The organism is Sphingobium sp. CFD-1 (assembly GCF_024611115.1).
GTDB classification, from domain to species: Bacteria; Pseudomonadota; Alphaproteobacteria; order Sphingomonadales; family Sphingomonadaceae; genus Sphingobium; species Sphingobium baderi_A.
Window position 1 is genome coordinate 3293532 of sequence record NZ_CP084398.1, and the last position, 19797, is coordinate 3313328.

Annotated in this window: 18 protein-coding genes and 1 tRNA gene; 4 read left to right on the plus strand and 15 right to left on the minus strand. The window is 61.1% G+C overall.

Translation table 11 applies throughout. The features are described 5' to 3' along the window. The first annotated feature begins 17 nt into the window (after window positions 1-17). Window positions 18-2390 carry a TonB-dependent receptor gene (locus LDB26_RS16560; protein ID WP_257539245.1) on the plus strand — a complete coding sequence of 791 codons (2373 nt, stop codon included), beginning with the start codon at window positions 18-20 and terminating at the stop codon, window positions 2388-2390. Between the two features lie 83 nt (window positions 2391-2473). Further along, a complete protein-coding gene (locus LDB26_RS16565) occupies window positions 2474-3292 on the plus strand; it encodes an SDR family NAD(P)-dependent oxidoreductase (RefSeq protein WP_257539246.1) in 819 nt (272 codons plus the stop codon). A gap of 745 nt (window positions 3293-4037) precedes the next feature. Here LDB26_RS16565 and istB read toward each other — a convergent pair. Together istB and istA are read right to left on the minus strand one after the other, a co-directional pair. After that, on the minus strand, window positions 4038-4805 hold the full coding sequence (istB, locus tag LDB26_RS16570; RefSeq protein ID WP_213500153.1) for an IS21-like element helper ATPase IstB: 768 nt from the start codon (window positions 4803-4805) through the stop codon (window positions 4038-4040). Continuing rightward, complete coding sequence (gene istA, locus LDB26_RS16575) at window positions 4802-6295, minus strand: IS21 family transposase (RefSeq protein WP_257541944.1); 1494 nt, start codon at window positions 6293-6295, stop codon at window positions 4802-4804. Before istA ends, istB begins: the two co-directional genes overlap by 4 nt. Window positions 6296-6423: 128 nt before the next feature. On the opposite strand from istA, the gene LDB26_RS16580 reads away from it, so the two are divergent. After that, window positions 6424-7257 (plus strand): hypothetical protein, encoded by an 834-nt coding sequence (locus LDB26_RS16580; RefSeq protein WP_257539247.1) that lies wholly within the window; start codon window positions 6424-6426, stop codon window positions 7255-7257. Window positions 7258-7271: 14 nt separating this feature from the next. After that, window positions 7272-7892: a DUF4145 domain-containing protein gene (locus LDB26_RS16585; protein ID WP_257539248.1), complete on the plus strand. Its 621-nt coding sequence runs from the start codon at window positions 7272-7274 to the stop codon at window positions 7890-7892. A 47-nt stretch (window positions 7893-7939) separates the two neighbouring features. On the opposite strand, the gene LDB26_RS16590 is transcribed toward LDB26_RS16585, so the two are convergent. The 13 genes from LDB26_RS16590 to LDB26_RS16650 all read right to left on the minus strand — a co-directional run bounded on the left by LDB26_RS16590 (window position 7940) and on the right by LDB26_RS16650 (window position 19770). Next, the gene (locus tag LDB26_RS16590) at window positions 7940-8113 is read right to left on the minus strand and encodes a hypothetical protein (protein WP_257539249.1); all 174 of its coding nucleotides are present in this window, start codon (window positions 8111-8113) and stop codon (window positions 7940-7942) included. Window positions 8114-8359: 246 nt separating this feature from the next. Continuing rightward, a complete protein-coding gene (locus LDB26_RS16595) occupies window positions 8360-9610 on the minus strand; it encodes an integrase arm-type DNA-binding domain-containing protein (RefSeq protein ID WP_257539250.1) in 1251 nt (416 codons plus the stop codon). A 194-nt stretch (window positions 9611-9804) separates the two neighbouring features. Then, window positions 9805-9880 (minus strand) — tRNA-Phe (locus tag LDB26_RS16600). Window positions 9881-9933: 53 nt separating this feature from the next. Continuing rightward, complete coding sequence (locus LDB26_RS16605) at window positions 9934-10128, minus strand: DNA gyrase inhibitor YacG (RefSeq protein ID WP_082635074.1); 195 nt, start codon at window positions 10126-10128, stop codon at window positions 9934-9936. Further along, window positions 10118-11107, minus strand: coding sequence for a hypothetical protein (locus LDB26_RS16610; protein ID WP_062061728.1), 990 nt, complete (start codon window positions 11105-11107; stop codon window positions 10118-10120). The genes LDB26_RS16605 and LDB26_RS16610 overlap by 11 nt, the downstream gene beginning before the upstream one ends. Before the next feature lie 8 nt (window positions 11108-11115). After that, window positions 11116-11688, minus strand: a complete 573-nt coding sequence (locus tag LDB26_RS16615) for a nucleoside triphosphate pyrophosphatase (RefSeq protein WP_062061731.1) — start codon at window positions 11686-11688, stop codon at window positions 11116-11118. 6 nt (window positions 11689-11694) lie between these two features. Beyond that, window positions 11695-11913: a translation initiation factor IF-1 gene (gene infA / locus LDB26_RS16620; protein WP_003049127.1), complete on the minus strand. Its 219-nt coding sequence runs from the start codon at window positions 11911-11913 to the stop codon at window positions 11695-11697. Window positions 11914-11970: 57 nt separating this feature from the next. Then, window positions 11971-13266, minus strand: a complete 1296-nt coding sequence (locus LDB26_RS16625) for an adenosylmethionine--8-amino-7-oxononanoate transaminase (protein WP_062061734.1) — start codon at window positions 13264-13266, stop codon at window positions 11971-11973. A gap of 32 nt (window positions 13267-13298) precedes the next feature. Beyond that, complete coding sequence (locus LDB26_RS16630; protein ID WP_257539251.1) at window positions 13299-13922, minus strand: OmpA family protein; 624 nt, start codon at window positions 13920-13922, stop codon at window positions 13299-13301. After that, entirely contained in the window at window positions 13919-15739 is a 1821-nt protein-coding gene (locus tag LDB26_RS16635) for a sodium:proton antiporter (protein WP_257539252.1), read from the minus strand. Before LDB26_RS16635 ends, LDB26_RS16630 begins: the two co-directional genes overlap by 4 nt. Before the next feature lie 104 nt (window positions 15740-15843). Further along, window positions 15844-17898, minus strand: coding sequence for a M13 family metallopeptidase (locus LDB26_RS16640; RefSeq protein WP_257539254.1), 2055 nt, complete (start codon window positions 17896-17898; stop codon window positions 15844-15846). A gap of 130 nt (window positions 17899-18028) precedes the next feature. After that, the gene (bioD, locus tag LDB26_RS16645) at window positions 18029-18649 is read right to left on the minus strand and encodes a dethiobiotin synthase (protein ID WP_062061741.1); all 621 of its coding nucleotides are present in this window, start codon (window positions 18647-18649) and stop codon (window positions 18029-18031) included. Next, window positions 18646-19770, minus strand: coding sequence for an 8-amino-7-oxononanoate synthase (locus LDB26_RS16650; protein WP_062061744.1), 1125 nt, complete (start codon window positions 19768-19770; stop codon window positions 18646-18648). Before LDB26_RS16650 ends, bioD begins: the two co-directional genes overlap by 4 nt. Window positions 19771-19797 lie beyond the last annotated feature (27 nt).

Sequence of the window (19797 nt, forward strand, 5' to 3'; positions counted from 1 at the left end):
GATAATGGGAGAGAGGGATGAAAACGATGAACCTGCTTTGCGGGGCGGCGGCGGCCGCGTTGGTTGTCACGCCGGCGTGGGCGCAGAACACCGCGCCAGCGACCCGGACTGGCGACGCGACGTCGGCTTCCACCTCCACCGGTGTCGAAGATATCATTGTAACGGCCCGGCGAACCGATGAAAGCCTGCAGACGACGCCGGTCGCGGTTACCGCCCTGGGCGGGGAATCGCTCGCCCGCCAGCAGGTCATGGGGGTAAGCGATCTTCAGGGCCGCGCACCGAACCTGTCCATCGGCGTGGGTGGAACCAGCGCGCCAACGCAAGCCCAACTCGCCATTCGCGGAGAAGCGCAGAATTCCCCCGGCACGAATTCAGACCCCGCCGTGGGTGTCTATGTCGACGGCGTTTACATCGCGCGTCCGATTGCTGCGAACGTCGATGTGCTCGACGTCAATCGCGTGGAAATCCTGCGTGGTCCGCAGGGCACGCTCTTTGGCCGCAACACGATTGGCGGCGCTCTCAGCGTTACAACCAACAAACCATCGGACAAGTTCGAAGGATTGCTGCGCCTCGGCGTCGGCAACTACAGCCAGCGGCTGGTCGAGGGCGTGTTGAACGTGCCGTTGAGCAACGAACTCGCTGTTCGGGGGGTATTCCGTTTCCAGAAGCATGATGGCTATGGCAGCTATCCGCGCCTTGACGACCGGCCTGCGGGCGACGTGAAAGGCGACTATTATGGCCGCGCGGCCATACGCTGGTCCCCGGACGCGGTTCCGCTGACGCTGATCATCTCCGGCGATTATTCCCATTATCGCGACAGCGGCCAGCAGCAGACATTGCTTGGCTTCAACTCCGGATTTGAGCTGGCGCCCGGCTTCACCATAGGCGACGCATTGGGCATGGTCGGCATCAACCCGGCCGACTATGTGACGACGAAGGAAAATTTCCGGCAATATTTCGGCTATGCGAACACCGGAAAACCGGAATTCGACGAGCCATACGATATCGGCAGCGCGAAGGGGTTATCGGCCAATCTCGATGTCGACTTCGGCGACATCCATATGAAGTCGATCACCGCTTATCGTCAGAGCTTGATCCGCGACGCCCAGGATATCAGCGGCATTCCAGCCAATCTGGTCGCGTTCGACGGTCGCTTCGCGCAGAAGCAGTTCAGCCAGGAAACCAATTTCTCCACGACATTAGGCAAGCTCGACCTGATCGGTGGCTTATATTATTTCATCGAACGCGGCAGGGAGATCAACCATTCCCAATCGTTCGGCTTCCTCAATCCCGCAGGACCGGCGGCGCAAGTCGTGACGACGGGAACCGACGGCAACGTACGCAACAGCTCGACCGCGCTTTATGCTCAGGCGAACTATCACCTGACCGATAAACTGCGGGTCACCGCCGGCTTCCGCTATACCTGGGATGGACGAAAAGTGGTCATCCACAGCCTGGCGGATCGGGACGACCCGGAGAGTTGCACAGTCATCCGTGATGTGCCCGGCGGCCCCTGCAATCAAACGCGCAATCGCAGTTTCCACTATCCGGCCTGGACTTTCGGGCTTGATTATCAGGCGTCCGACAATCTGTTCATCTACGCCAAGACGAGCGGTGCCTCGATGGCTGGTGGCTGGAACATCCGCGACACAATCTCTCCCGCATTCGATCCCGAAAATGTGCGCGACGTCGAAGCCGGTTTTAAAATGGACCTGTTCGATCGCAAGCTGCGTACCAACACCGCGATCTTCTATTCATGGCAGCAAAAGGTCCAGCGCATCGTCAACGCTTTCGACCCGGTTTTCAACAGCATCACCCAATATGTGCAGAATGCAGGCAGCGCGCGCACCTACGGCCTGGAAGTCGAGGCGACGCTCGTCCCCTGGAAAGGCATGGAGCTGAGTGGAACCGGCGCCTATCTCCACGCAAATTATACGTCCTTCTTTGGCACTCAGCTGGTCAACGGCGTGCCGGTCATCGTCGACCGCACGGATGAGACAGTGCCCCAGTCACCCAAATATACATTCAGCGCGAGCGCCACGCAGACCCTGGATATTCCGATCGGCACGGTTACGCTGCACGCTGACTACGCCTATGTCGCCTCAAGAGCTTTCTATCAGGACACGGCATCCCCCTTGCAGCCCGCGGATGTCCAGCTCGTCTACCAACAGGCGAACAAATTCGGCACTGTCCCCGCCTATGGCCTGATAAACGGCAAGGTCGCGCTGCGGCTGAACCGGCCCGACGTCGAAATCGCGCTCTGGGGACGCAATCTGGGCAGCAAACGCTATCTGAACGTCGTCTCCACCTTCTATACCTCGTTCGGTCCGGCCATGGGTTTCCCCGGCGCGCCGCGGACATACGGCGCAACGGCGACATTCCACTGGTGATGGGGCACGGCAGGCATCTGACGGGTGGTGCTTTTTTGGCACTCCGCCCATATTCCTTTCCTGCACCATGCGAAGGATCATCTATGACCATGCCATTGTCAGGCCAGACTGCACTGATCACCGGTTCCGCGTCGGGCATCGGCTTTGCCATTGCGCGGCGCTTTGCCGAGGCCGGCGCCAACGTCATGCTCTCAGGCCGCAATCGCGATACGGGCAGAGCAGCGGAACAGGCGCTCCGGGACATCGGCATAGCGGCGAAATATATGGCCGTGGACGTTGCAAGGGAGGAGGATGTGCGCGCGCTGGTCAACGCCACCGTCGACGAATTTGGCAGCATCTCTATCCTGGTCAACAATGCCGGGCCCGCCGCTGAAGCATTTGGTTTCGGCCCCTTGCATAGTCTGCCCAGCGCCGTTTTCGAGCAGACCATGCGTATAGGACTTTTCGGCGCTTTCTGGTGTTCCAAATATGCTGTGCCTCACATGGTTGAGGGTGGTTATGGAATAATCCTCAACATTTCGGCGATGCCAGCCACGCGCGCGCTTCCCAACATGGGCGCCTATGCCATGGCGAAGGCGGGAATGGACGCGCTGGGACGCCAGTTGGCGAACGACTATGCGGCCCATGGCATAAGAGCCAACAATATCGTGGTGGGCACCGTGCGGCCGGACGAAGACGACGTATCGACATTGCCCGCCGATTTCGATCACGATGCGCTCGATCGCGCTGTCGGCCGCACGACGATGATCGGTTCCGTAGGACAATATGCCGATGTGGCCGCTACGGCGCTGTTTCTTGCGTCGCCCGAAGCCCGCTATATCACTGGCGCCAATATTCCGGTGGAAGGCGGCGCACTCTCCAAAGTGCAATATCCCGATTATACGGAGATCATGTCCGCGTGAGCACTGGTTGAGATCATGCCGCGTCACGGTTTTTGGGGGGGAAGGAGTTCCATCCCCAGCGGATGACGGATGATTGATCCTCTGGCAGGGGCGCTGCGATGCGCCTCGCTCTCGCTTCAAACCGCTGGTAAGCGCATCATTAAGCGTTAATCAAGCGCGGTCGCCATAAGCCACCTTCTCGCTGTTAACCGCATGCGGTTTGAAACGATAGCCGACAGGTCGCCTTCCTCGTCGACGCGAAGCATTCGCATGGCCGAATAAGTCCGACCGGCGGGTATTTTAGCAGTTTTCTGGGGTTTTCTCAATCATTCGCGGGGCTTGGCGAACATCAAGGTGGTGCCGGGGACGGAGCCAAATTATTCCAGTAATATGTTGATATAATTACATTTTCTAAATGTAGATTTTAAATCTACCCCCAAATGCACCCCCACCGTTCTTTTCTGCCCCGAATTTTTCGTGATTCTGGCTTGTCGTAAAGCCCCTGCTGGAAGCCACGAAAGGTCGCGCGAATATCTAGGGTGCGGCCCTGCCGCGTTTCACACGGCCCAACCGATGCGAAGTATTTAGCTAGAGGCTGGAAACGGGCTGGTCGGCTGCTAAGAAAGGCAAATCAAAGGGGGATTGTCAACGGCGGAGCAAAAGTCGGCCATGGGGCGGCGTAAAACCAGGCCATCGTGTTACACGCCGGGGGGAGTGGCGTGAGGGCGTAGCCCGAGGGCCACTCCCCCCGGCATTGGCTTGCTTTTCAGGGTCTGATTTTGGCCTTGCGGGCCCGGCTGTGAGCGAGGCGATAGCTTTCGCCGTTCATCTCGAGGATGCTGACGTGATGGGTCAGGCGATCGAGGAGCGCGCCTGTGAGACGCTCGGATCCGAAGGTTTCGGTCCATTCGTCGAAGGGCAGGTTGCTGGTGATCAAGGTGGAGCCGCGTTCGTAACGCTGGGAGATCAGCTCGAACAGCAGTTCGGCGCCGGTCTTGGAGAGCGGTACGAAGCCCAGTTCGTCGATGATGAGCAGTTTGTATCCGACCATCTGCTTCTGGAAGCGCAGGAGACGCCGCTCGTCGCGCGCCTCCATCATTTCGCTGACCAGCGCCGCCGCAGTGGTGAAGCCCACCGACAGCCCTTTCTGGCATGCTGCCAGTCCGAGCCCCAACGCTACGTGCGTCTTTCCGGTGCCCGATGGCCCCAGAGCGATGGCGTTCTCACGCCGCTCGATCCACTCGCAGCGCGCCATCTCGAGCACCTGCATCTTGTTGAGCCTGGGGATGACGGTGAAGTCGAAGCTGTCGAGGCTTTTGACGGCGGGGAAGCGCGCGGCCTTGATGCGCCGCTCGACCATACGACGCTCCCTGTCGATCATCTCCATCTCGACAAGGCGGGCGAGGAAGCGGATATGATCGACGCCTTCAGCGGCACATTGCCGGGCGAGCTTGTGGTGCTCTCGCAGGCACGTAGGCAGCTTGAGTGCCTTGAGATTGTGAGCGAGAAGAAGCTCCGGGGTCTGATCGCTCATGCGGCCTCCTGCTGGTCGGAGAGCAGGCTCAGATAGGCTCTGGCAAAGGTCTTCTCGACCGTTGTGCGTGGCAGGAAGGGATAGACGTCCAGGTCCAGCCTGGGCGGTACGCGTTCGACCCGGCACAGGGCGAGGTGCTTGACGGCATCGAAGCCGATGGCGCCAAGATCAATGGCCTGTTCCACCGCCGCCTGGAGATCGGCGAGGGTGAACGTTTCCAACAGGCGCAGCACCTGTACATATTCACGCCTGCCATGCTTGTGCATGCGGCCTTCCATCAACCGCTGCAGTGTCGTGAACGCTTCGGGCAAATCCCAGCCCTGCAAAGGCGCGGCCTGGTCGAATGCGTTGATCTTCTGCTCGATCAGCGGGAGATAGTGGAGCGGGGCGAAGATAACCTCCTCGCGGGCATAGCAACGAGAATGACGGGCGATAACTTCGCTGCGGCATCCGATCACCACTTCATCGACATAGGCCCTGATCCAGACCTCCTGATGGCCCCAGACTACCGGAACCGAATAATCGTTGGTCCTGTAGCGCACCAGAGATTGCGAGGAGACCCGCCCGCTCGTCTGATCGCAGGCCTCGAAGGGTGTAGCGGGCAGAGGCTGCATGGCCGCCAGATCGCGCTGCAAGCGCTCATCGATCGTCTCGCTCTCCCCGCGCACCTTCTCCTGCTGGCGCTTGCGACATTGCTCCTCCAGCCATAGGTTGAAGGCCTCCCAGGTCGGGAACTTCGGGATCGGCACCATGAAATTGCGGCGGCAGTAACCTACCAGCCCTTCCACATTGCCTTTCTCGTTCCCCTTGCCCGGACGGGCATAGCGGTCGCGGATCACATAATGCGACAGGAAAGCGCTGAACAGCGTGGCACGCTTGCGCGTGCCGTCTGGCAGGATTTTCGCCACAAGGCAGCGATCGTTGTCGTAAACGATGGAACGCGGCACCGCGCCGAAGAACGCGAAGGCATGAACGTGTCCGTCAACCCAAGCCTCCGCCACCGCCGCCGGATAGGCCCGCACATAGCAGGCATCACTGTGCGGCAGATCGAGTGCGAAGAAGTAGGCCTTCTGCTGCACCCCGCCGATCTCCACCAGCGCTTCCCCGAAATCGGCCTGCGCATCCCCCGCCGGGTGGGCCAGCGGCACGAACATCTCCCGGCTGCGTTGCTCACGCTCGCGGATGTAATCCTTGATGATCGTATAGCCGCCGGTGAAACCATGCTCGGCGCGCAAGCGGTCGAATACCCGCTTCGCCGTATGGCGCTGTTTGCGCGGGACGCAGCGGTCCCCTTCAAGCCATCCATCAATGATCGCCACAAACCCGTCCAGCTTCGGGCGCTGCGGGACAGATTGACGCCGGTAACCCGGTGGCGATGAAAACGACAGCATCTTGCGCACCGTGTCGCGCGACACATTGAAACGCTTCGCCGCCGCCCGCTGGCTCATGCCATCCGCGCAAGCCAAACGGACCTGAAGATAAAGTTCCACGCTGTAGATCCCCACACCTCCCTGACTTGGCAGAAAGGCTTCAAGGTGGACGACTTTTACGCCGCCCGCAGCAGGACTATCCCGCCGCTAGCGTGGTCGAATATTGCTCCGCCGTTCTCAGGGGATTTATGGCCGACGCAGAAATGAAAGAATTTATCGGTGCGATGGCCCGCAATGTTGAATTGGAACTTAGCCCATCTGGGGGTAGGGTTTTTGTTAGCAGCGCTTCTCCCGAAAGGCTGGACGGCATTAGCATTGAATTAAAATGTTCGTGGTCCAGCTTCGCCACTCTTTTTTCCCTGCACATCACTATCGGCGAAGAGAAGCATCTAGTCCCGCTGCTTGACGACGAGGAAGAGGATGACCGGGAAAGGGAAGAGGAAATTGGCTGGCGTCTGACCGACTGTCCGATCATGTTCACGCTATATCCGGTGGATGAAAAATGGCTTTCTGAAAGCGCAGCAAGAAATGATGGCGAACCGATCCTTGGACGCCTGAACTATTACCCTCCGGTAAAAACCTCAGATGGTGTGGTGAATGATGACCGCCCCACGGTAACGGCTTGGGTTGGAATTGGCCGGGATAATTTCAACTTGGTTCGCGAGCAGATGCTTTCCAAGGAGAAGCCGACATTCAACATCGGTTTGAGCGTGGATTTTCCAGAAGGCAGCGTTGAACAGAAGACGCTTGGCCGTTCTATCCAATGGGATGGAAAAGGCCAGCTTCCGGTCACTGGCGCGACTATCGTGTGGAGAAACAACGATTGGTCACCAGACTTTGACACGCGGAAATCTCAGCGCAGGATGGAACGGCGCAAAGCCGAATTGTTGCCACCTGAGCCGCCTATTGAGCATACGCAGACGCTCAATGCCATCACGCGGCTTGAAAGCGCAGTGAACAAGCTAACGACGCCAATCTGGTTGGCTGCCGCTGCTGCAATCGCAGCACTTTTCCTTCGCTAACTTGGAGCGTGAACGTGAATTTCAGCTTCAACGGTGCGCCGGATCAGGGCATTGGATGGATGGAATTTGTTTCCTCGCTTGTTGGATCACTGGCTTGGCCGGTAGTCGTCGGTCTGGTCTTTTTGATGTTCAGGACGCCACTCACGGCGCTCATAAACAACATCAAGCAAGCCAGTTGGGGCGATGGCTCGATCACCATAGATCGGCAGCTTGAAGAAGCGGAGCAGACCGGACAGCAAGTAGCTGCTTCAATCGGGCATATTGACCTAGAAGGGTCGAACCTGACGCCTGACAATCCAGATGATCCCGACCTGCGCTTTGAACAGTTGCTCGATGTTGAACCGGCCCTCGCGATCTTAGATATATGGCGTAATATTGAGCAGGCGATGGAAGAGGTTGCATCGCAAATGGCCATCACTGTTTCAGGGTTGCGGCCCATTGGCGTTTCGCAACTCGGAAAGCAATTGGTCAAACAAGGGCTGGTCCCAAGTAACTTCGCAGAACTGCTAGATGAAATGCGGCATGTTAGAAATGCCGCAGTCCATGCCAAAGCCGTTACGAGACTGGATGCTCTTCGGTTCTATGAACTGTCGAAGACGGTTCAGCCGATTCTACGAAAACTGAAACTGTCTTAGGTTGGGCATCTTTAAGGCGCTTTTGTTCTTCATCCAGCGTCAGCGTTTCATTGTGTGAAGTAGCCCATTGCAAAGTCAGCGATGCTCTTGCCATCAATGGTTGCTGCGCCATCTTCATAGACGGCCTTGCGGTGCATGATCGCTTCAACTGCCTCGACCATTTCAGGGCGAACGTTGCCGGATGCAATAGCTGCGCTGATACCATATGTCCCCTCGCCCACCAAAAATCCGCAGGAACATTTGCATCTTCGATGCGCCTGTCACCCAAGATCAACATGTGCGCTCGTGCTGTGATGATCCCGTCATGCGCCCGGCTGCATATCGCCTCCGCCGCCCGAAACGGATTAACCTTTCCCACGCGGTCGTATGCTTCAGCCGCGCTAATCCACTTATCATCCATGCGGGCACGTTAACGCAGCAGGGAAATGCGGCAAGCATTAGCGAACCTTAACGAACATACCCGGCATTCACACACTGGCGGTCTTGGGAAACCTTACTACCTCGCCCCCTTGGCGCAGCATATCCAGATGATCGCTCCACCATTGCGCCATCTGCACCCGCTCAGGCCAATAGATTGACCGATGATAGGCCGCACGCACCTGGTTGGCTTCGCGGTGCGCCAAGGCGCGCTCGATCGCATCCGGGTTCCACTTGCCAGTTTCGTTCAACAGCGAGCTGGCCGTCGATCGAAAGCCATGGGCGGTCATTTCATCGCCGCCATAGCCAAGCCGCCGCAGTGCCCCGTTGATCGTATTTTCCGACATAGGCCGCGACGCCGACCGGATAGACGGGAAAACATAGGTGCCACGTCCGGTCAAAGCCTGCATGTCGCGCAAGATCGCAAGCGCCTGCTTGGACAAGGGGACATGGTGCGGTTCGCGCATCTTCATGCGGCTGGCCGGGATCGTCCAGACTGCGTTGTCGAAGTCGATTTCCGACCATTCCATCTGCCGCACTTCACCGGGTCGCTGAAAAATGTGCGGCGTCAGACGCAAGGCGTAGAGCGTCGCAGGCTGACCCTGATAGCTATCCATCGCGCGCAGCAGTTCCCCCAAAGCCTTGGGATCGGTGATGGCCGCGTGATGCTTCACCTTGGGCGGCACCAGCGCGCCCAGCAGCATGTGCGCCGGATCATTGCTGGCCCGCGCGGTCGCAACTGCATAGCGAAAAACGCGGCTGGCGAAGGAGCGCATCCGCCCCGCCGTCTCACGCTTTCCGGCCTGCTCCACCTTCTTCAGCACGGCCAGCAATTCATGCGGCGTCACTTCAGCGACCGGACGCGCGCCGATAGCAGGGATCAACAGCGTCGACAGCCAGCGCACCTTGTCCATAGTGGCCTGCGCCCGGCCTTCCTGCTCCATGCGGGCGATATATTCCTCTGCCACCGCTCCGAAGCTGTTGGCCGCGCCCAACATGGTCGCAATCTTGGCCTCCTTCTTCGCTTGGCCGGGATCAAAACCTTCGGCCAGTTTCTTCCGGGCGTCATCGCGCAGCGCCCGCGCACCCTTCAAACTGATTTCGGGATAGCTACCGAACGACAGCAGCTTTTCGATTCGCTTCGGCTGGCCCTGATTGTCCGCGCCATCCACTCGATATTTCATCCGCCACAGCAGGCCGCCGGAAGGCTGCACCAGCAGATGCAGCCCTTTTTCGTCCGCCATCTTGTAAGGCTTTGCCTTCGGCTTCGCGTTTTTGATCGTGGTATCTGTCAGCGCCATTTTGGCCACCCCCAAATCATCGCCACAATCTGGGGGTATTTCGATCAGCCAGTTTGCCGTCCACCCCCTGCGACACCCCCAAAAGAGCGTGATTGCTGGCGAACATGACCGAACAGACCCGGCCATTTCGTGGGCATTTTTAGCAGTTTTCTGGGGTTTTCTCAATCATTCGCGGGACTTGGCGAACATGGAAATGGTGCCCGGGGACGGAGTCGAACCGCCGACACTGCGATTTTCAGTCGCATGCTCTACCAACTGAGCTACCCGGGCATGGGAGGCCAATGTTATTCACACCAGCCGTCAGAGAGGCGTGCCTATAGGCATCAATCGGGGTCGCTGTCCACCCCATAATCGCCGCTTTTTTCTTGTGCCCCGGAAGCCGGAGCGCCGGGCACGCGATAGCCCTCTCCCAACCATTGCAAAAGATCGCGATCCCGGCACCGTTCTCCACAGAAGGGGCGAGTTTCGGGGGCGGGCCGCTGGCCACAGATCGGGCAGGAAGAGGCTTTAGGCGACATGGCCAGCCAATATGGAGACTGCTTGGTCGGCACGCAAGGTAATCGCTCCGCCCCGGCGCCGTGCCAGTTGCTCGACCCAGTGCGGCGCCTTGTGCAAGCGATCGATGATGGCCGGGGCCGCCGTCAGCGTGACGCTGCCGCCATTGCCATGCCGTTCCGCCCGCCGCAGCAGCGCTAGCACTGCCGTTTCGACCGGATCGGCGCGCAATATCTCCATCAGGCTCGCCCGTTCACGGCGACGGATGATCTGGATGAAGCCGAAACCATTGACGGCCGTGCGCTCGAAAGGCAGCGGCAGATATTTGTCGATCTGCGCGGCTGCAATGACGCGTTCATCCTTGTTGTTCATCGTCGGCAGGTCGATGCCGACCGAGCCGACAAGGCCCATGCGGCGAATCGCCTGCGCCGCCAGTTTCGCGCCCTTGGGGCCAAGCTGGGCGGGCGGCAGGCTGCCGTCGACATCGATCAGCACCATGGCGGGCGTGAGGAAAATACGCAGCGCCGCAGCTTCGGTGCCGACTTCGCCCGCCATCGCTTCTTCCATCAATTCGCTCCAGCCGTGAGCTTCGAGCCGATCTTCCTCATGCGCGGGACAGGGGACGATGGATATGCCCGTCTGGTGCAAACGCTCCAGCAAAGTGGGACCGGGCTGCGCCTTTGAGCCGGGTTGCGCGATGCGACCCTTGGCCAGCTTGGGGCGGCCCTCTTCGGGGATTGCCTCCCGCTGAATGTCGATGAGCACCGTCGCACCCTCCGCGATCTTGGGAGGGATGGGTTCGATCAGCACTTCTTCACCCGATACGAGACGGGCGATACCCCGCTTCTTGGGAATGACCGTGCGGATCAGGCGCCCCTGCGCCACAGCTCCGGCGCGCACGGCCTCGCCTTCGCGTTCGACCAGCGCCTCGACCAGGCGCCCCTTTTCGATCCGTGCGGCCCGCGCCTCACCAATGCCTTCTTCATACAGCCATTCAGCCATGGGGCACCTCAATCACAAGGATAACCGGCGGCGCGCAGCAACGCCCGCGTTTCATAAAGGGGCAGGCCCACGATGGCGCTATGGCTGCCCTGAATGTCGCAGATGAAGCCAGCGGCGCGGCCTTGAATCGCGTAACCACCCGCCTTGCCACGCCATTCTCCGCTGGCGAGATAGGCGTCGATCTCCACCCGATCGAGCCGCTTGAAAATGACGATATTGGTGGAAAGGCGATGGCGCGCCTTGCCGTCCGCATCGATCAGCGTAACCGCGCTCAACACGCGGTGGCGGCGGCCCGAAAGCAGTTGGAGGCATGCACGCGCTTCCTCCTCGCTTTCCGCCTTGGGCAGGATGCGGCGACCGGCTGCCACGACCGTATCACCGGAAAGGACCAAAGCATCGGCATGGCGCGCCGCCACCAGCACCCCCTTTTCCGCCGCGACCCGCGCCGCATAATGAGGGGGCAGTTCAGCCTTGCGCGGTTGTTCGTCAATGTCAGCCGGGTCCACCGCTGCGGGCACGACGCCAATCTGCCCCAACAGCGCAAGGCGGCGGGGAGAGGCGGAAGCGAGGATGAGCCGCATCGGGCTTTATTTGAAGCGGTAGGTGATCCGACCCTTGGTCAGGTCGTAAGGGGTCAGCTCGACGAGCACTTCGTCGCCGACCAGCACACGGATGCGATTCTTACGCATCTTTCCAGCGGTGTGGCCGAGAATTTCGTGATCATTCTCAAGCCGGACGCGAAACATGGCGTTGGGGAGAAGCTCCACAACCTGTCCGCGCATTTCAAGCAGTTCTTCTTTGGCCATAATATCCCAATGTCGAAAAATCGCGCCGCCATAGCGCCAAAATGTAGAAAATGAAAGTCAACTCCGCACGCCGAAGCGTTCGCCCGCATCGGCGAGCGCTGCAAAGACACGATCGAGCTGGTCCGCATCAAGACAATAAGGCGGCATCAGATAGATGGTGTTGCCCAATGGACGCAGCAAGAGGCCACGTTCCTGGAAAAAGGCGCGCAGGCGCGGGGCGAGATCGGACAGATAACCGGCATCCGGCGCGATCAGGTCGATGGCGGCGATGGCGCCCAACTGGCGGGCATTGGCAAAAGCCGGGCGGCGCGTCAGTTCAGCCAGCCGCGCCGCCATTCCTTCGGACAGTGTCGCGATTCGGCCTAACACATCCTCTTCCCGCCAGATGGCGAGATTGGCGACGGCCGCGGCGCAGGCGATGGCGTTAGCGGTATAGCTGGACGAATGATAGAAGAGGCGCGCGCGATCCTTCGATTTGTGCGCGTCGAAAATGCGCGGCGTGGCGAGCGTGGCCGCAAGCGGGATCGCGCCGCCGGTAATGCCCTTCGCCACGGCCATGATATCCGGCACAACGCCAGCCTGCTCACAGGCGAAGAGCGTTCCAGTGCGGCCCCATCCGGTCATCACCTCATCCGCGATGAACAGCACGTCATGGCGCGCACATATCGCCGCCATATCGCGCAGGACATGCGCCGGATAGACCAGCATCCCGCCCGCGCCCAATATCAGCGGCTCGACAATGAAAGCGGCAGGCAGTTCCGGCGCGGTGCATGCAGCTTCCAGCGCATCGAGCGTAGCCTGCTCCCGCCCCGGAGCGGGATAAGGAATGGTGCCGACATCGAACAGCAGCGGGCTCCATGCCTGATTATAGACCCCCCGCTCCCCCACCGACATCGCGCCGATCGTGTCGCCATGATAGCCATGTTCAAGAACAAGGATGCGATGCCGGGGCTGCGCCAACCCATCGAGCGCCAGATTATGCCAATAGCCGAGCGCCATTTTCAGCGCGACTTCAACCGCCGTGGAGCCGCTGTCGGAAAAAAAGACATGGGCCAGCGGATCACGATCCGCCGCGCGGGGCGCCAGATCGATCAGCCCACGCGCCACTTCCTCCGCCGGTCCGTGCGTATATCCCGCGAAGATGAGCTGATCCAACCGCCCGGCCTGTTCCGCGATGGCGGCGGCGATGCGGGGATGACAATGGCCGTGCGTCGTCACCCACCAACTTGAAATGCCGTCAATCAGCGTCCCGCCACTAGCGAGATGAAGGATGGCGCCATCCGCCCGCACGACATGCGGGATCGGCTCACCAAGGCCATGCTGGTGGAAGGGGTGCCAGACAGGAGAAGTCATGCGCGCGCTTTAGTGCAGCCGCGCGGCCATGGCTATTCCTTCTGTGCCTTTGCTTCGGCAGGAAGCGTCGGCACGACCGGCGGCGGGCTATCGTCCGGCGGCAACGCGATGTCGATTTCGACGCGCCGGTTCTTTGCGCGCCCTTCGGGATCGTCGGTGCCATCCTCATGCGCGTTGGGCGCTATCGGTCGGGTTTCGCCCAGCGCGACAAGGGTGATGCGATCCTTCGCCACGCCCTTTTTCACCAGATAATCCCGCACCGCTTCCGCACGAATGCGGGAAGCGACACGGTTGTCGCCGTCCGAGCCACGCGTATCGCTATGGCCACGCAGGGTGATCGAACCACCCGCCTTCATGGCAGGCGCATCCAACAGCGCATCCAACGCGCCGCGTCCCACATCGTCGAGCTTGAGGCCCGATGTACCGAAGCCGATTGCCGCATGCACCGGTTCGACCTTTTCCTCCTCCGGCTCAGTAACAACCTCGGGACGCAGTATTGACCGTGGCGCCTGGGCGGCATTGTCGGCCTCATTGGCGGTCACAGCTGCATTTTCGGCAGCGGCCTGCGCCGAATTGGGGATTTCCGGCCCGTTTTGTTCACAAGCCGCCGCAGCCAGACACAGGGTCAGCGCAGGCAGCAGGGCGCGGATCGTCATGCTTCCTCTCCTTTTCCGTTTTCATGGACGCCATGCGCCGGTGGCACATAGGACAGGATCGTATCCCCCACCTGCGGCGTCGGCCGCGACGCATGGGTGAAAAAGCGCAGCGCGCCGGCCTTGCGGAGCAACAACAGCATGTCCGCCCCGTCGGGCAGATCGGCCCTTGCGTCTTCGAAACCGAACTGCTCGCTGATCCGCGTCTTGCGGAAAGTCCAGCCCGCCGCCTCCCGATTCAATATATCCTCCACGCCCAGGCCCGAGCCGAAGAGCGCACGTCCCCGCAACGATTCAGGCAGGGCACGAGGGTCTTCATCGTCGCTCGCGTCGCCCAACTGATATACATTGTCGCGGCCCACCTCCGGCGCAAACTCATTGCAGACCAGGGCGTTATAGGCTTCATTGTCGGACGCCGCGGCCAATACCTGAAACTGGGTCAAGTCCAGCCGCTCCTCGGTCGCCTCGGCCAGGATTTCGCCGTGATAGGTAGCGATACCCGATTGCCGCGCGGGCGCGAGCCGCTGCCAGCTATTGTCGGCGATCATTACCGGCACGTCCAACTGACGCAGCTGATCGGCGAGGCTCAGGCTGAACGGCGTCGCACCGACGATCAGCAGCCCGCGATCACTGGCTCCCGTCACCTTGAGCAGGCGCGCGACCGGCCGGATCGAAAAGCCATGCGCCAGGATCGTCGCAACCACCACCGCGAAGGACAAGGTGACGAGGATCGATCCGTCCGCATAGCCCAGCCGGTCCAGCCTGAGCGCGAACAGCCCTGAAATCGCAACCGCCACGATACCGCGCGGCGCGATCCACGCGATGAAGAGACGCTCATTCCATGGCACCGGACTGAAGGCGAGACTGAGCAGCACCGTCGCTGGCCGCACCAGGAACAACAGCGCCAGCAGAAACGCCCCGAAGCGCCATTCGAACTGCCGCAGCACGGCAAGGTCGAGCGAGGCCGACAACAGCACGAACACGCCGGAAATCATCAAGACCGTGATATTCTCCTTGAATGGATGGATATCACGCAGGGAATCGAACCGCATGTTCGCCAGCGCGATGCCCATCACCGTCACCGCCAGCAATCCGGTTTCCTGCTGGATGGCGTTGGACAGCACGAATACGCTGATCACCGCAACCAGCAGCACCGGGGCTTTCAGATATTCCGGTACATGCCCGCGCGGAAAGGCCCAGGCCACCGCGCGCGCCGCCAGCCAGCCGATCAGCCCTGCTATGACTGCCGCCGCGATCAGCGAAACGGCGACCGTTGCCAGCGTTCCGCCCTCTCCGATGCGACGCAGATATTCATAGGTGACGACACCCAGAAGCGCGCCCACCGGGTCGTTGACGATGGCTTCCCATTTCAGGATGGCGCGTGGGCGGGCTGCGATATTGCTCTGACGCAGCAATGGCAGGACCACGGTCGGTCCCGTCACCACCAGAATGCCCGCGAACAGGATCGCAACCGGCCATACCAGCCCCGCTACATAATAGCAGGCCAGCGCGCCCAGCACCCAACCGACCGGCGCACCCAGCAGGACAAGACGCGTCACCGCGCCGTCCGTCTTACGCAATTCCCGGAAATTGAGGCTAAGCCCCCCTTCGAACAGGATCAGCGCGACGGCAATGGAGATCATCGGCTCCAGCAGTTCGCCGAACGTATGTTCCGGATTGATGAGGCCCGTGACAGGTCCGGCGATCACGCCAGCCGCCAGCATCAACGCGATGCCGGGCCAACCCGTACGCCAGGCGATCCACTGCGCGCCAATCCCCAATATACCGATAAGCGCGATGACAAGGGCCTGATGTTCCATGCGGGAGACGCTAGCCCGACTGGCTCGAACGCGTCACCCCAAAAATGCCTCTTTACAAAGGGGAAACAAAAGGAGCGCCGGGCAGCCGCCGCTCCTTTCCGCTTTTACCAGATTTTGACCCGATCCTTGGGTCCAAGATAGATCTTGCCGCCCGCCGCGGGCTTGAACGCATTATACCAGCCGTCGAAGTTCCGCACGATATCGGCGCGATATTGCGACGGCGCATGCGGATCGGTGACAAGTCGCTGGCGCAGGTTCGCCTCGCGATAATTACGCCGCCACACCTGCGCCCAGCCCAGGAAGAAACGCTGGTCGCCGGTCGTCCCGTCGATCACCGGAGCAGGCCTTCCGCCCAGCGAGGCGTGATAGGCGTCGAGCGCCACGGCCAACCCCGCCAGATCGCCGATATTCTCGCCCAGCGTGAAGGCTCCCTTCACATGCGCGCCGGGAAAAGGCTCATAGGCGTCATATTGTGCGACCAGCCTGTCCGTCAGCCCCTTGAAGGCAGCGACATCGGCATCGGTCCACCACTGATTGAGCTTGCCCGTCTCATCATATTTCGCGCCCTGATCATCGAAATGATGGCTGAGTTCATGGCCGATCACCGCGCCGATGCCGCCATAGTTCACAGCCGGGTCGGCATGGGGATCGAAGAAGGGCGGTTGCAGGATGGCGGCAGGAAAGACGATCTCCACCATGCCGAAATTGGCATAGGCGTTGATCTCCATCGGCGTCATGAACCATTCCTGCCGGTCGACCGGTTTACCCAGCTTGTTCATTTCATAGTCGAAGGCGAACTCGTTCGACCGCTCTGCATTGCCGAACAGGTCGCCGCGCTCGATCGTCAGACCCGCATAATCGCGCCATTTTTCGGGATAGCCGATTTTGGGCGTGAAGGCGGCCAGCTTCTTGTGGGCCCGGGCCTTGGCTTCCCCGCTCATCCATGCAAGGCCGTCGATCCGGCGGGCCATGGCGGCGATCACATTCTTGACGAGCGCATCCATCGCCGCCTTGGTTTCCGGCGGGAAATATTGCGCGACATAGACCTTGCCCACTTCCTCGCCGAGCGATTCCTTAAGGAAGTCGATGCCGCGCTTCCATCGGTCCTCCCGTTGCGGCGTGCCGGACAGGGTGGTGCCATAGAACGCAAAATCCTCATTCGCCACGCTGTCGGGCAGATAATCCGCATAGGCATGGAGGCTCCGCAGCAACAGCGCATCCCTGAGCACGCCGATAGGTGCCTTGGCGATCAGCGCTGCTTCGCCGGTCAAGGCGCTAGGCTGCGACACGATCAGCGTTTCGGGTTTCAGCCTGTTGGCCGCCAGAAAGGCCGCGAAGTCGAAACCGGGCGCGGCCTTCTGAAGTTCGGCCAGCGTCATCTTGTTATAGGTCTTGTCCGCGTCGCGGCTGTCGATCTGGCTCCAGTGGATCCTGGCGATTTCCGTTTCGAACGCCATCAACGCCTCTGCCCGCGCCTTGGCATTGGCTTCGCCGGCCAGCGTCAGCATCTTTTCCAGATGGACGACATAGGCGGTGCGGATCGCCGCCATTTTGCCGTCCTGCTCCAGATAATAGTCGCGGTCGGGTAGGCCGAGGCCATCCTGGCGCAGAGTCAGGATATAGCTTTCCGGGTCCTTGTCGTCCTGTCCGACATAGATGCCGAAGGGGCCGGAAACCCCCGCGCGCGCTGCCTTGGCGGCCAACGCGACATAATCGGCCTTGTTCTTCACCTTGCCGATTTCAGCCAGCCACGGCTTGATCGGAGCAAGGCCTTTCGCCTCCACGGCGGCGGCGTCCATATAGCTGGCATAGGCCGCGCCGATCTTGCTTGCTGGGTCGCCCTGCGCCGCTTCCAATAGGCCGCGCGTGCGTTCGCGCGACAGGTCGTCCAGCGTGTTGAACGCGCCATAGTTGGACTTGTCCGCCGGAATCGGCGTGTTTTTCGCCCATGTGCCGTTGGCGTGGTCGTAGAAATCGTCGCCGGGCTTTACCGACTGGTCCATGCCCGCTGTGTCGAAACCATAGCTGCCATAGGTCGCCTTGCCAGTCTCGGCAGCGGTTGCGGCGTTGCCCGCCGCCTGCGGGGCCGGATCAGCCATCGCACCCGAAGAAGCCAGCGCCAGCGCCGACATCGCCGCACCGAAAAGAAGATTTTTCATGCCTGTTTCCCTTGCTTGAAGGCCGCGCTCGGGCGACCGACATGCAAGAGACTTGAAACGCCGGTGAACCCGTTGTCCATGTCGTTTGTCGAAAAATAGCAGTAGCTTGCGACTTGCAGTTCGGCGGAGATCAGACGCCGGGCAATTTTATCCCGCTTGCAAAGGCGGCCGCCAAGTCGGCCGGGTCGAGCTGTGGAATGTGCGGCAGACGGCCAAGGTTCATAACCTTTCCCAGCGCAGGGATGATCCGCTCATTTTCCGCATGGGGATCACCGACAAAGGCAATTCCCGCAATCGGGACACCCCTTCCCCGTAGCGCCTCTATACTGAGCAGGCTGTGGTTGATCGTGCCGAGGCCAGTGCGGGCGCAGAGGATTACGGGTTTGCCCCAATGCGCGAACAGGTCGGCCATCAGCAGCGTCTCGCTGATCGGCACAAGCACGCCGCCCGCACCTTCCACCACTAGCGGGCCATCGACGCGGGGCAGCGCGAGCCTATCGAGGCCGATCTCTATCCCATCGGTCCGCGCCGCCAGATGCGGCGACGCAGGCGTGCTCAACCGATAGGCTTCGGGCAAGACGCGATCGGCAGGCAGGGCAGAGAGCCGCACCACCGTTTCGCTGTCGCCCTCCGGATCGATACCCGCCTGGATCGGCTTCCAGTAATAGCCGCCCAGCGCGCCCGCGAGCGCGGCGGAAAAGACCGTCTTGCCGATGCCCGTATCGGTGCCGGTCACGACGAACACGCTCATGCCAACACCTGCTGCAACGCCTCACCCAGCGCCACGACGTCGGCGCGCCCGACATTGAGCGTCAGCGAAACACGCAGGCGGCTGGTGCCCGGCGGCACGGTCGGCGGGCGGATGCCGCGCACGTCGAAACCAGCCTGTTGCAGCGCGCTCGCGATCTCCATGGTCCGGCTGTCCTTGCCCAATATGACCGGGATGATCTGGCTGCGGGGCGTCGGAAGGCCCAGCGGCGCGCAGATCGCCTCCGCCGCGTCCTGCCGCAACACGGCGAGGCGCTGGCGGTGGTCATCGGCAGCCTCGATCCGGTCGAGCGCCGCCGATACGGCGACCGCCATCAACGGCGATGGCGCGGTCGAGAAGATGAAGGGCCGCGCACGGTTCACCAGATAATCGACATAGAGGCGCGGGCCGCAGATCAAGGCGCCCTCCACCCCCATCGCCTTACCGCAAGTGTGCAGGCTGATGACATTATGCAGGCCATCCAGCCCGGCCGAAAGGCCCCTGCCCACCGGGCCGAAGACGCCGGTCGCATGTGCTTCGTCCAGCAACAGCATGGCGTCGTGCCGCGCTGCGATTTCGGCCAGATCGGACAATGGAGCCATGTCTCCATCCATGGAATAGAGCGTTTCCACCGCGATCCAGACACGGCCCTTGCCGCCCTCGACGCGCCAGGCAGCGATGAGGTCAGCGAAGCTTTGCGCGTCATTGTGTCGCGCAAAGACGGCGGCGGCCTTCGACAGGCGGATGCCGTCATGGACGCTGGCATGGATCAGCTCATCCGCAACGATCAGGTCGCCCCGCTGCGGCAAAGCGGACAGCAAAGCCATGTTGGCGAGCAGCCCGTTGGCCAGAAACAACGCGGCCTCGGTGCGGAAGAAATCGGTGGCCTTCGCCTCCAGCCCTTCATGTTCGGGCGCGTTGCCTCGTAGCAGGCGCGATCCCCCCGATCCCACCGGCACGCCCCGGCCCACGGCATCCGCCACCGCCTGCCCTATGATCGGATCGGAGGAGAGGCCGAGATAATCGTTGGAGGCAAAGTCGCGACCAGATCGGGAAATCAGGCGGCGCAGGCGGCCCCGCGATTCCAGCGCGGCCAGTTGCGAGCGATGGGGTTCGCTGTTCATGACCGGAGCCTATAGGCGTCGGTCCCT